This is a genomic window from Isoptericola sp. NPDC058082, from assembly GCF_042885055.1.
Classification (GTDB): Bacteria; Actinomycetota; Actinomycetes; order Actinomycetales; family Cellulomonadaceae; genus Isoptericola.
In genome coordinates this window covers 70,401-83,074 of record NZ_JBHVSQ010000016.1, presented here as the reverse complement: position 1 = coordinate 83,074, position 12,674 = coordinate 70,401, and the positions used below count along the sequence as shown (strand labels likewise).

Annotated in this window: 10 protein-coding genes; 5 read left to right on the top strand and 5 right to left on the bottom strand. The window is 76.1% G+C overall.

Annotated features, from left to right (window positions below):
* Window position 1: 1 nt before the first annotated feature.
* The 3 genes from cydB to cydC are packed head-to-tail and all read left to right on the top strand — an operon-like array spanning window position 2 to window position 4,666.
* Window positions 2-1,051: a cytochrome d ubiquinol oxidase subunit II gene (gene cydB, locus ACFVS0_RS18130; protein WP_430550185.1), complete on the top strand. Its 1,050-nt coding sequence runs from the start codon at window positions 2-4 to the stop codon at window positions 1,049-1,051.
* 52 nt (window positions 1,052-1,103) lie between these two features.
* On the top strand, window positions 1,104-2,864 hold the full coding sequence (cydD, locus tag ACFVS0_RS18125; protein WP_430588737.1) for a thiol reductant ABC exporter subunit CydD: 1,761 nt from the start codon (window positions 1,104-1,106) through the stop codon (window positions 2,862-2,864).
* Window positions 2,865-2,902: 38 nt separating this feature from the next.
* Window positions 2,903-4,666: a thiol reductant ABC exporter subunit CydC gene (gene cydC, locus ACFVS0_RS18120; RefSeq protein ID WP_430588743.1), complete on the top strand. Its 1,764-nt coding sequence runs from the start codon at window positions 2,903-2,905 to the stop codon at window positions 4,664-4,666.
* A 43-nt stretch (window positions 4,667-4,709) separates the two neighbouring features.
* Here cydC and ACFVS0_RS18115 read toward each other — a convergent pair whose 3' ends face one another.
* The 4 genes from ACFVS0_RS18115 to ACFVS0_RS18100 all read right to left on the bottom strand — a co-directional run bounded on the left by ACFVS0_RS18115 (window position 4,710) and on the right by ACFVS0_RS18100 (window position 10,209).
* Window positions 4,710-6,359: a phytoene desaturase family protein gene (locus tag ACFVS0_RS18115; protein WP_430588736.1), complete on the bottom strand. Its 1,650-nt coding sequence runs from the start codon at window positions 6,357-6,359 to the stop codon at window positions 4,710-4,712.
* 454 nt (window positions 6,360-6,813) lie between these two features.
* Entirely contained in the window at window positions 6,814-8,223 is a 1,410-nt protein-coding gene (locus tag ACFVS0_RS18110) for a dipeptidase (protein ID WP_430588735.1), read from the bottom strand.
* Complete coding sequence (locus tag ACFVS0_RS18105; RefSeq protein WP_430563794.1) at window positions 8,220-8,723, bottom strand: hypothetical protein; 504 nt, start codon at window positions 8,721-8,723, stop codon at window positions 8,220-8,222. The genes ACFVS0_RS18110 and ACFVS0_RS18105 overlap by 4 nt, the downstream gene beginning before the upstream one ends.
* A 1-nt stretch (window position 8,724) precedes the next feature.
* The gene (locus ACFVS0_RS18100) at window positions 8,725-10,209 is read right to left on the bottom strand and encodes an APC family permease (RefSeq protein ID WP_430588734.1); all 1,485 of its coding nucleotides are present in this window, start codon (window positions 10,207-10,209) and stop codon (window positions 8,725-8,727) included.
* 126 nt (window positions 10,210-10,335) lie between these two features.
* Here ACFVS0_RS18100 and ACFVS0_RS18095 point away from each other — a divergent pair, with 126 nt between their 5' ends.
* The gene (locus ACFVS0_RS18095; RefSeq protein WP_430588733.1) at window positions 10,336-11,274 is read left to right on the top strand and encodes an NAD(P)-dependent oxidoreductase; all 939 of its coding nucleotides are present in this window, start codon (window positions 10,336-10,338) and stop codon (window positions 11,272-11,274) included.
* 14 nt (window positions 11,275-11,288) lie between these two features.
* Here ACFVS0_RS18095 and ACFVS0_RS18090 read toward each other — a convergent pair whose 3' ends face one another.
* On the bottom strand, window positions 11,289-12,053 hold the full coding sequence (locus tag ACFVS0_RS18090) for a DUF3995 domain-containing protein (protein WP_430586413.1): 765 nt from the start codon (window positions 12,051-12,053) through the stop codon (window positions 11,289-11,291).
* Window positions 12,054-12,113: 60 nt separating this feature from the next.
* Here ACFVS0_RS18090 and ACFVS0_RS18085 point away from each other — a divergent pair, with 60 nt between their 5' ends.
* The gene (locus ACFVS0_RS18085; protein ID WP_430588732.1) at window positions 12,114-12,674 is read left to right on the top strand and encodes a TetR/AcrR family transcriptional regulator; all 561 of its coding nucleotides are present in this window, start codon (window positions 12,114-12,116) and stop codon (window positions 12,672-12,674) included.

The window sequence follows — 12,674 nt, the reverse complement described above, 5'->3', positions numbered from 1 at the left end:
CGTGGACCTCGCGATCCTCTGGTTCGTCATCATCGCCGTCCTGTGGACGGGCTACCTCGTACTCGAGGGCTTCGACTTCGGCGTCGGCATGCTGCTGTCGATCCTGCCGCGCGGCGGCAGGGAGCAGCGTGACAAGGAACGCCGGGTGCTGATCAACACGATCGGCCCGGTGTGGGACGGCAACGAGGTGTGGCTGCTCACCGCGGGCGGCGCCACCTTCGCCGCCTTCCCCGAGTGGTACGCCACGATGTTCTCCGGCTTCTACCTGCCGCTGCTGATCATCCTGCTGGGCCTCATCGCGCGCGGCGTCGCCTTCGAGTACCGCGGCAAGATCTCCGACGCCCGGTGGGCACGGCGCTGCGACGTCGCCATCCAGTTCGGGTCGTGGATCCCGTCGATCATGTGGGGCGTCGCGTTCGGCAACCTGGTGCGCGGCCTGCTGCTCGACGTCGACCACCAGTACGTGGGCGGCTTCTGGGCGCTGCTCAACCCGTTCGCCCTGCTCGGCGGCCTCACCACGCTGGTGCTCTTCCTGCTGCACGGCAGCGTGTTCGTCGCCCTCAAGACCGACGGCGACGTGCGCGAGCGCGCCGGCCGGCTCGCGTCGGCGCTGTCCGTGGTCGCGCTCGTCGTCGCGGGCGGCTGGGCCGTCTGGGCCCAGGTCGCCTACTCGGCGACGTGGACGTGGGCGGCCGTCGGCGTCGCGGCCCTCGCCCTGGTCGGCGTGGTCGTGGCGGCGCGGGCGCGACGGGAGGGATGGGCGTTCACGCTCTCGGCCGTCGCCATCGCGAGCGCCGTCGTCCTGATCTTCGGCTCCATGTACCCCGACGTGATCCCCGCGCTCGACGGTGGCGAGGCCCTCACGGTGGCGGAGGCCGCCTCGACGCCGTACACGCTCACGGTGATGTCGTGGGTGGCGGTGGTGCTCACGCCGCTCGTCATCGCCTACCAGGCGTGGACGTACTGGATCTTCCGCCGGCGCCTCTCCAGCAAGGACATCCCCGCCCCCGCGGGGCTGTCGTGGCAGAAGATCAAGGACGCGGCGTTCTGACGCGCGCCCCGTCGTCGATACTGACCTTCGTGCCGACCCCTGGCCTGCTCCCGTGAAGCCCCTCGACCCCCGCCTGCTGCGGCGTGCGCGCGCGGCCCGGTGGTACGTCGCCCTCACAGCGGCGCTCGGCGTCGCCGCCGCCGGCGCCGTCGTGCTCCAGGCCTTCGCCATCGCGCACACCCTCGGCCCGGCCGTGACGGCGGGCAGCGCGGGCGCGCCGCTCGCCCTGGCCGACGTCGCGCCGTGGCTCGGGGCGCTCGTCGGCGCGATCGCCGCGCGCGCCGTCATCGCCTGGGCGCAGGAGCGGTACGCGCAGAAGGCGGCGGCCGACGTCGTGGCCGAGCTGCGCGAGCAGGTGGTCGCGCACGCGGTGGCGCTGGGCCCGCGGCCCACCGGGGACGGCACCGACGGCGAGGGGGCCGCCGCCACGGCCACGCTCGCCACGCGAGGCCTGGACGACCTGGGCCCGTACCTCGTGCGCTACCTGCCCCAGCTGCTCCTCACGGCGATCCTCACCCCCGCGCTGGTGCTGGTCGTCCTCGGGCTGGACTGGGTCTCCGCGCTGATCTGCGTCGTCACCCTGCCGCTGGTGCCGCTGTTCATGTGGCTGGTCGGCGTCATGACCGCGGGCGCCTCCGAGCGCCGGCTGCGTACCATCGAGCGCCTGGGGTCGCAGGTGCTCGACCTGCTGGCCGGGCTGCCGACCCTCCGGGCCTTCGGTCGCGAGATCGGGCCCGGCGCCCGCGTGCGGGCCCTCGGGGACGCGGCGCGGCGCACCACCATGGGCACGCTGCGGATCGCGTTCCTGTCCGGGATGGTGCTGGAGCTGCTCACCACGCTGTCGGTCGCGATCGTCGCCGTCGGCGTCGGCCTGCGCCTCGTCGAGGGGATGATCGCCCTGGTGCCCGCCATCGCCGTCCTCGTGCTCGCGCCCGAGGTCTACCTGCCGCTGCGTCGCGTCGGCGCCGAGTTCCACGCGTCCACCGACGGCCTGGCGGCCGCCGATCGGGCCTTCACCCTCCTCGAGCGGCCCGTCCCGGTCGCGGGCACCACCCCCGCGCCGGCCCTCGCCGGCGCGACCCTCGTGCTCGACGGCGTCGGCGTCCGTGCCGGCGACCGCGACGTCCTCGCCCCCGCCGGGCTCACCGCGCGCGTGCCGCTCGGCACCGGCCGCCCCGGCGGCGGCAGGGTCGTCGCGCTGCGCGGGCCGAGCGGCGCGGGAAAGTCCACGACGGCGCTCGTCCTGCTGGGGCTGCTGCGCCCCGACGAGGGCCGGGTGCTCGTCGAGGCTCCGGGCGGCGCCCTCCCGACAGACCTCGGCACCGTCGACCCGGCCACCTGGTGGCCGCAGGTCACGTGGGTGCCGCAGCGCCCCACCCTGGCCCCCGGCACCGTGCGCGACGCCGTCACCGACGGCCGCCCCGTGCCCGCCGACGCCCTGGCGGCGGCCGCGCGGACCACGGGCCTGGACGACGTCGTCGCGGGGCTGCCGCAGGGGTGGGACACCCCGGTCGGCCTGGGCGGCACCGGGCTGAGCGTCGGGCAGCGGCAGCGGGTGGCGCTCGCCGCCGCGCTGCTCGACGGCGAGACACCCGGCGACGGCGCTCCCCCGCCCCTCGTGCTGCTCGACGAGCCCACCGCGCACCTGGACGCCCGCGGTGAGCAGGTGGTGCTCGACACCGTGCGCGCGTGGCGCGACGCCGGGCGCACGGTCGTCGTCGTCGCGCACCGGGCGTCGCTCCTGGCGCTCGCCGACCAGGTGGTGGACGTCTCCTCGCGCGTCGTCGGGCCGGCCGAGGCGGTGGCGTCGTGAGGCGCGCGACGACCGACCCGCTGCGCCGCGTGCTGCCGATGCTGGAGGTGCGCTGGACCCGCGTGGCGCGCGCCGTCGCGCTCGGCACCCTGGCGCTCGGGTTCTCGGTGGGCCTGGCCGCCGCCGCGGCGTGGCTCATCGCCCGCGCCTCGCAGATGCCGCCCGTGCTGCAGCTCTCGGTGGCGGTCGTGGCCGTCCGCGCCTTCGGCACCGGCCGCGGCGTGCTGCGCTACCTCGAGCGGCTCGCGTCCCACGACGTCGCCCTGCGCGGCATGGCAGCACTGCGGGCCAACCTCTACGACGCGCTGGCCCGGGGGCCCGTGACGCGCGTGATCGCGCTGCGCCGCGGCGACCTGCTCGCCCGCGTCGGCGCCGACGTCGACGCGGTGGGCGACGTCGTCGTACGGGCGCTGATCCCCGCCGGGGTGGCGGCGTGCGTGGGGCTCGGCTCCGTGGTCCTGGTGGGGGCGTTCCTGCCCGCCGCCGGGGCCACCCTGCTCGGCTGCCTGCTGCTCACGGGCGTGCTCGCGCCGTGGCTGGCGTCCCGCGCGGCGGCGTCGGTCGAGCGGCGGGGCGCCGCGGCCCGGGCCGAGGTGACCGGGCGCGCGCTCGAGCTGCTGGAGGACGGTCAGCAGCTGCGCGTCGCCGGCAGGCCCGACGCCCGGCTCGCCGGCCTGCGCGCCGCCGACGCGCGCCTCACCCGCTCGACCGACGACGGCGCGCGCATCTCCGGCACGTCGGCGGCCATCGACGCGGGGGCGCAGACCTTCGCCGTGCTGTGCTCGCTGCTGCTCGGCCTCCCCGCCGTCGCGGCGGGCGCGCTGACTCCCGTCGAGCTCGCGGTCGTCGTGCTCACCCCGCTCGCCGTCTTCGAGGCGACGTCGACGCTGCCCGCCGCCGCCGTCCAGCTGCGCCGGTCGCGGGAGGCCGCGCGGCGGCTCGTCGCCCTCCTCCCCGACCTGTCGGACCCCGAGGCCGGCGGGGCACCCCCGGTGCCTGGCAGCCCGCGCGAGCCTGCCCAGGTGTCCGCCGCACGGTTCTCCCCGGTGGGGCAGGGGTCGGACACGCTGCTGGAGCTCGACGGCGTCGGCGCCGGCTGGGCGGACCGCGCCGTGGTCGAGGGCGTCGACCTCGCGCTGCGCCCCGGCGCCGTCGTCGCCCTGGCCGGGCCGTCCGGCGTGGGCAAGACGACGGTGCTGCTCACGGCGGCGGGCCTGCTGCCGCCACGCGCCGGCGCCGTCCGGGCCGGCGACGGCGGGGCGCTGTTCGTCGCCGAGGACGGGCACCTGTTCGGCACGACGGTCCTGGAGAACCTCCGCGTCGCCCGGCCGGACGTGACCGCCGACGAGGCCGGCGGCGCGCTCGCCGCCGTCGGCCTGGACGCCTGGCTAGCCGGGCTGCCCGACGGCCTGGACGCGATGCTCGGCCCTGACGGCGCCGACGTCTCCGGCGGCGAGCGCCGACGCCTGCTCGTCGCGAGGGCGCTCCTCGCGCCCGCCCGGGCCCTCCTCGTCGACGAGCCCGCCGAGCACCTCGACGCCGCCACCGCCGACGCGCTGGTCGCGACGCTGGCCGCGCACGCCCGCGGGACCGGGCGCGCGGTCGTCGTCGCGTCGCACCGGCTCACACCGCTCGCGGTCGCGGACGAGGTGCTGCTGCTGGGCGCCGGTCCGGAGGCCGGGGACGCCGCCGCGCGGGTCGTGGCGCGGGGCCCGCACTCCGCGCTGCTGCGCGACGAGCCGGACTACGCGTGGGCGGCCGAGCAGGAACGGGACGAAGAAGCCAGGGTCCTCCCCGGGTGACGAGGGGGTCCGGGCCGCACGGCCCACGGCGCGCCGGGATCCGCTAGCCGCCGCCCAGCACCGCCATCGCCGCGGCGCGGCCGGGGACGCCGCTCACGCCCCCGCCGCGCCGTGCGCCCGCGCCGGCCAGCAGCACGCGCGGGTGCACGGTCTCCACGCCCCAGGAGCCCGGGCGGTCCAGCCCCGTGTCGTCCACGTCGTCGCCGGCGGCCCACGGCCACGACAGGTCGCGGTGGAAGATGTGCCCGCCCGGCAGCCCGACGTCCCCCTCGAGGTCCACGGGGGTGCGGGCCTCGAGGCACGGACGGCCGTCGGCGTCGTGCAGCAGCACGTCCTCGATCGGCTCGGCGAGCACGGAGTCCAGCGACGCGAGCGTGGCCGCGAGCGCCTGCTCCCGGGCCCCTACGGGGTCGGGGCGGAACAGACGCTCGGGCATGTGCAGACCGAACAGGGTGAGCGTCTGGGCGCCGGTGGCGCGAAGCTCGGGCCCGAGGATGCTCGGGTCCGTCAGCGAGTGGCAGTAGATCTCGCACGGCGGCACCTCGGGGACCCGTCCCGACGCCGCCTGCGCGTGCGCGGCCCGGAGCTGCGCGGCCGACTCGTGGACATGGAACGTGCCGCCGAACGCCGCGGCCGGGTCGACGCCCGTGCCGTGGTCGCTGCCGCGCAGGCGGGGCAGGCGGCGCACGAGCAGGTTCACCTTGAGCTGGGCGCCCTCGGGCGGCTGCGGCGTGGCGCGGCCCGACGGCGCGGCCCCGGTCGCCGCCAGCAGGCGGTCGAGCGTGTCGGGCGCCGCGCCGCACAGCACCGCGCCCGCCGCGACCTCGTGGTCGCGACCGTTGTCGTCGGACCAAGCGACCCGCGCGTCGCCGCCGCCGCCGGGGTCCACGGCGGACACCGCGGCCCGCGTCACCACCGTGGCGCCGGCGGCGGCCGCGGCGTCCCGCAGCGCCCCGGACACGGCGCCCATGCCGCCCACCGGCACGTCCCAGTCCCCCGTGCCGCCGCCGATCACGTGGTAGAGGTAGCAGCGGTTCTGCGCCAACGAGGCCTCGTCGAGGTCGGCGAACGTGCCGATCAGCCCGTCGGTCGCGACGACGCCCTGCACGACGTCGGAGGCGAAGCGGTCCCGCAGCGCCTCCCCCAGCGGCCGCTCGACGAGGTCGCGCCAGGTCGCGACGTCGTCCACGAGCGCGCGGGCCTCGGCGCGCGAGGGCAGCGGCTCGGTCAGCGTCGGGAACAGCCGGCGCGCGAGGCGGCCGGTGGCCGCGTACCAGCGTTGCCACGCCGCGTGGTCGCCCTCCGCGCCGACCGCCGCGAACGACGCGCGGGTGACGGCGTCGTCCCCGGTGTCGACGAGCAGACCGGTGTCCCCCACGGGCGTGTAGGAGGAGTACCGGCGGCGGCGCAGCGTGACCGGCAGGCCCAGCTCCTCGATCACCCGGCGCGGCAGGAGCGAGACCAGGTACGAGTAGCGCGACAGCCGCGCGTCCACGCCCGGGAACACCCGCGCCGACACGGCCGCGCCGCCCACGTGGTCGAGACGCTCGAGCACCAGCACGCTGCGCCCCGCCCGCGCCAGGTAGGCGGCCGCCGTCAGCCCGTTGTGCCCGCCGCCCACCACGACGGCGTCGTAGCGGGCGGCGAGGGGGCGCCGTGCGGTGTCGGCCTCGGCGGGTGACGTCGTCGTCATGTGCCCATCGTGCCGTAGCCGCCGAGACGCCGGTGGTTTCCCCTACCGGAACACGGAGGACGGCACGGTCGGTCCGGGCGGTCCGTGCGCCTGGCGTCGTCGACATGCAGACACTCGAGGCCAGCACCGGCACGGCGCGCTCCCGTCCGCCTGCCGTCGTCCGTCGCGCGACCGCCCTGTGGGCCGTCGCGGTCGGGTCGGGGGCCGTCGAGACGCTGCTGGTCGTCGTCCCGTGGGCGACGACCGGTGCGATGGATGCCGGGCTCTGGATGAACCTCGGCCTCCGCGTGGTCGTGTACGGCGTCGCGACGCTCCTGGTCGTCGCCTACCGGCGCCGGAGGCCAGCTGGCCCAGGCGTTCGCCGCCGTCCGCGTGGTGCACGTGGCGGCCGTCGTCGCCGCGACGGTCACCATGTACCTCCCCGGGGCGAGCGCCTGGTACCGGGGAGCACCCGTCAGCCCGACGCCGACGAGCGCCTGACGCCGAGCCAGGCCAGGAACAGCGCCTCCCCGACGGCGAGGTTCTCGATCTCGCTCGGGTGCACGCTCTCGTTCGGCGCGTGGATCAGACAGGCCGGCTCCTCGACGCCGAGCAGCACGATCGCGGCGTCCGGGTACTGGCCCGCCAGGATGTTGCACAGCGGGATCGACCCGCCCTGCCCGGCGGTCACGGTGGCCCTGCCGTAGGCGTCCGCGAGCGCCGTCGACAGCGTCTCGAAGACGTGCCCGTCGGTCCGGGCGGCGAACGGCTGCCCCGGGGTGTCGCGCTCCACGGTGACGCGCACGCCCCACGGCGCGTGCGCCTCGAGGTGCGCCGCGAGCTTGTCCTGCAGGTCGCGGGCGTCCGCGCCGGGCGGCACGCGCAGGTTGAGGCGCGCCGCGGCGCGCGGCTGGATCGCCGCCGCCGAGCCGACGACGGACGGCGCGTCGATGCCGAGGATCGTCACGACCGGGCGGGCCCACAGCATGTCGGCCACGCTGCCGTCGCCGAGCAGCCACGTGCCCGGCAGGGCGCCCGCATCGGCGCGGAACTGGTCGGCGTCGTACCCGACGCCCGGCCAGGTGCCCGAGGCGTCGACGCCGTCGATCGTCGTGTTCCCGTCGGCGTCGCGCAGGGAGGCCAGGAGGGCGACCAGCGCCGCGAGGGCGTCGGGCGCGGCCCCGCCGAACATGCCGGAGTGGATCTCGCCCTCGAGCGCCTCGACGCGCACGACGACGCTCGTCGCCCCGCGCAGCGACACGGTGAGCGTGGGCAGGCCGAGCGTCGCGTTGCCGGTGTCCTGGATGAGCATCGCGTCGGCGGCCAGGGCGCCCGGGTTCGCCTCCACCCACCCGTCCAGGCCGCCCGTGCCCTGCTCCTCCGAGCCCTCGATCACGATCCGCACGCCCACGGGGAGGTCGTCGCCCACCAGCGCGCGCAGGGCGCGCAGGGCCGTGAGGTGCGTGACGACGTTCCCCTTGCAGTCCGCCGCGCCCCGGCCGTAGTAGCGGCCGTCGCGCTCCGTCAGCTCGAACGGCGGGGTCGTCCACGCGGCGTCGTCGAGCGGCGGCTGCACGTCGTAGTGCGCGTACAGGAGCACGGTCGGCGCGCCGGGCGGGCCGGGCCGGTACCCGACGACGACGTCCGAGCCGTCGGGGGTGCGCTCGCGACGCGCGTCGTCGATGCCCTCGGCCCGGAACGCGTCGACGACCCACTGCGCCGCACGCTCGCACTCCTCGCGGGGGTACAGGCGCTCGTCCGCGACGGACGGGATGGCGACCAGGGTGCGCAGGTCGTCGAGCGCGCGCGGAAGCAGCGGGCCGACGGCGGCCCGCACGGCCGCGACGTCCGGCACGGCGTCCGGCACGAGGTCGGGGGTGCTCATGAGGTCTCCTCGCTGGTGGGCTCGCCGGCCGGCTGGGTCGTGGTGTCGTCCAGGTTGAGGGAGTCGACGTAGGCGTCGAACTCGTCGAGCTGGTCGGGGCAGTAGGTCTCGATGACGAGGCGGTCGCCCTCGAGGCGGCGCTCGTCGAGCACGGAGGGCCGCAGGCCCGGGCCGGCGGCGCCGTTGGCGGACCCGAGGTTCGCGGTGGCGTCCACGAGCGCGGCGGGGTCGGTGCAGAACCCGCCGCCGTCGGACCCGAGCACGCGGGCGATGGTCTCCTCGGAGAAGGCCGTGATGCCGATGTCGGCGAACGCGGCGTGCAGGGTGGCGGCCTTCTGCTCCGCCTCGCGCTGGTCCTGCCGGTCCTGGTAGCCGGCGAACTGGACCACCATGATCGCGCCGAGCACCAGGAGCAGGACGGCAGCGGCCGTGTACGTGACCCAGCGGTGCCGGACCGGCGCGCCGGGCTCCGTCCCCGGCGACGACGTCGTGGTGGTCATCTCACTCCCCCTCGTCCGTCGCGACGTCCGCGGTGACGTCCGCCGGCTGTCGCCACGACGGCTTGCGGAGCCGGAGGAACAGCCACGGGATCAGCAGGCCGATGATGCCGAGGCCGCCGCCGACGATGAGGATGTACACCCCCACCGAGCCGCTGGAGAACTGCGCGGGCGGCACGAAGCCGATGATCAGCGCCGCGACCGAGGCGAGGAAGCCGACCACGCACAGGACGCCGAGGGCCGGGGCGCGGTAGCCGCGCGGGTGGTCGGGCGCGGTGCGCCGCAGCCGCATCGCCGCGACGAACAGCAGCAGGTACATGATCAGGTACACCTGCGTGGTGATCACCGACAGGATCCAGTACGCGCTGGAGACGTCCGGGATGAACGCGTACAGCAGGGCGATGACCGTGGTGAACACGCCCTGCGCCACGAGGATGTTCTGCTGCACGCCGTTCTTGTTGAGCCGCTGCAGGAAGGGCGGCATGTAGCCCTCCTCGCGCGCCACCGTCAGCAGGCCCTTCGACGGCCCGGCGAGCCAGGTGAGCATGCCGCCGATCGACGCGGCGATGAGCATGAGCCCGAGGATCGGCGTGAGCCACGAGACGCCGAAGTTGGCGAAGAACGCGTCGAACGCCTGCATGACGCCCGCGGTCAGCGAGAGCTGGTCGGCCGGGATCACCCAGCTGATCGCGACCGCCGGGAGGATGAAGATCACCAGCACCAGCCCGATCGCCAGGAACATCGCGCGCGGGAACTCCTTGCCCGGGTTCTTCAGCGTGTTCACGTGCACGGAGTTCATCTCCATGCCCGCGTACGACAGGAAGTTGTTGACGATGAGCACCAGGGACGCGATCCCGGTCCACTGCGGCAGCAGGTGGCTCGAGTCCATCGGCGCGGCCGAGGTGTTGCCCTGGCTGAGGAACACGATGCCCAGCACCACGAGGATCGCGGCCGGGATGAGCGTGCCGATGATCAGGCCCGCGCTGGACAGCCCGGCCACCGTCTTCGTGCCCTGCGACGACACCCACACCCCGGACCAGTAGACGACGACGATGACGATCGCCACGTAGACGCCGTTGGACGCGAGGGCCGGGTTGATCACGTACGCGAACGTGCTGGCCACGTACCCCAGCAGGCTCGGGTAGTAGAAGATCGTCATCGCGAACTGGCACCACACGGCCAGGAAGCCGAGCGGCTTGGACAGCCCCTCCGCCACCCACCGGTACACGCCGCCCGACCAGCCGGACGCCAGCTCCGCCGACACCAGCGACGTCGGCAGCAGGAAGACCAGCGCCGGCACCACGTACAGGAAGACCGCCGCGAGCCCGTAGACCGCCATCGTCGGAGCGGCCCGCAGGCTCGCCACCGACGACGTGATCATGAACGCGAGCGTGATCCACGTGATGTAGTTGCGCGGCGTGCGCGCCGTCATCGCCTGCCGCACCTGCTCGCGGGTCGGCGGCGCCGTCCCCGTCCCCGACGTCGTCATGCCGACCTCCTCGACACCCGTGCCTCCCGGCGGACGCCGGCCCTTCGCACGATAAGAGGGCAGGTCACGGGGCGCACGGCGAACGGCGCCGAACCACCCGGCCACCGGCTGATAGCGTCGCGAGGCGTGAAGCTCCTCGTGCCGGGCAACGTGCCCTTCGACCTGTCGATCGACGTCCCCGGCGTGGAGGTGGCGCGCTACGTGATGCGCGATCCCGTGCCCGAGGAGCACGTGGACGCCGACGCCCTGGTCACGTGGTCCAGCCCCCAGCGGGTCCTGGAGGACGCCGCGCGCCGGATGACGCACCTGCGCTGGGTGCAGACCCTCAACGCCGGCCCCGACCAGGCGCTCGCCGCGGGGTTCGCGCCCGACGTCGTCATCTCCTCGGGCCGCTCGCTGCACGACGCGACGGTCGCCGAGCACACGCTCGCGCTCGTCCTCGCGTCCGTGCGGCGGCTCGACCGCACCCTGGCCGCCCAGCACGAGCACCGCTGGGACCGCGACCTCGGCAGGGAGCAGGCGAACCACGAGTCGCAGTTCACGCTGCACGGCGCCCGCGTCACGATCTGGGGCTTCGGCTCCATCGCCGCCGTCCTCGCCCCGCTCCTCGCGGCGCTCGGTGCGCGCGTGACCGGGGTCGCGTCGTCGGCGGGCGAGCGCTACGGCTTCCCCGTGGTGGGCTCGATCGAGGAGGTCGCGCCCACGACGGACGTCCTGATCTCCCTGCTGCCCGCGACCGAGGCCACCCACCACGCCCTCGACGCGCGCGTGCTCGGCCTGCTGCCCGCGCACGCCCGGTTCGTCAACGCCGGCCGCGGGGCCACCGTCGACGAGGAGGCGCTGGTCGCCGCCCTGCGCGACGGCACGATCGCCGGCGCCGCGCTCGACGTCACCGAGACGGAGCCGCTGCCCGAGGGCTCGCCGCTGTGGGACGCGCCGCACCTCATCCTCACGCCGCACGTCGCGGGCGGGCGGCCGCAGGGCGCGGCCGGCTTCGTCACCGAGCAGGCGCGGGCCTGGCTGGCCGACGGCGCGGCGGGTCTGCGCAACGTCGTCGCGCGCTGACGCTCCTCGGCCGGTCAGGCCGCCAGCGCCAGGCCGGCCGCGGCGCCGGCCGCCAGCAGGCCGACGGCCGGGGTCCACCAGCGGTCGTCGGCCCGGGCGAACCGGGTGCCCCGCACCCGCTTGGACACACCGACGTAGCGCCCGTCCCCCACGACGCGTGCCAGCAGGACGACCAGGGCCGCGACGCCGAGCCCGCGCCACCAGCCCCCGTCGGCCCCGAGGGCCAGCGCCACGACCACCGCCGCGTAGGCGAGCAGCGCCACGACGACGACCAGCGTCGCGACCGGGCCGGGCCGCACCACCGGCTCTCGGGTGCCGGTGCGCTGCGGCAGCACGCGGCCCCGCCCGGTCGTCGCCCCGGCCGCCCAGGCGGCGTGGAAGCCCGCGGCGACGAGGGCGGCGACGACGGCGGCCCCGGCACCGACCCCCAGCACGGGCTCGGGGACCGCCCCGCCGGCCCCGAGCGCCAGCAGCCCCGCCGCGACGAAGACCGGCCAGGCGAGGTGCCCGGGAACGAACCCGAAGATGGCCCCGCCGGTGGCGAGACACAGGAGCCCGACGACCACCGGTACGGGCAGGCCGAGCAGGATCGCGGCGAGCGCGTACCACGCCAGGGACAGCAGGTGCCAGACCGCCCGGAGCAGGCGGTCGGCCCACGGTCGCGCGAGGCGCGCGCGCCAGTCGGGCGAGGCGAGCAGCGGACGGACGATCACGTGCTCCCCGAGCACGGAGTGCAGGGTGGCGACGGCGACGAGCAGGACGGCGGCGGCGATCGACATCGGATCCTCCATACGGTGGCGTATGGTCAGGCTAGCCATACGGTGCCGTATGGTCAACGGATGGCCTCGCTCTCCGCCTCCGACTGGGTCCGCGCCGCCGCGGAGAGGCTCGCGGCGGACGGCGTCGACGCCGTCCGCGTCGAGCCGCTCGCCCGCGAGCTCGGTGTCTCCAAGGGCAGCTTCTACTGGCACTTCGCGGACCGGGCCGGGCTGCTCGACGCCGTCCTGGGCCACTGGCGCGCGGCGGGCACGGCCGGCGTGATCGCCCGGGTGGAGGAGACCTCCGACGATCCGGCCGACCGGCTGCGCGAGCTCGTGCGCCTGGCCTTCGAGCACGCGGGAGGCGGGCCCGGCGGGATCCTCGACGGCCGGTTCGACGGCGCCGTCCGCGCCTGGGCCGCACGCGACCCCCGCGCCCGCGACGCGGTGCACGCCGTCGACGAGGCGCGGACCACCTACCTCGAGAGGCTCCTCATCGGGGCCGACGCCCCGGACGCGCCGCGACGTGCCGCGGTCCTGTACCGGGCCCTGCTCGGCGAGTACGCCCTGCGGAACGCGGGGGCCGGCGCGCTGGACCGGCGCGCGGTCGACGAGCTGGTCGCCTGGGCCCTGGGCCGGTGA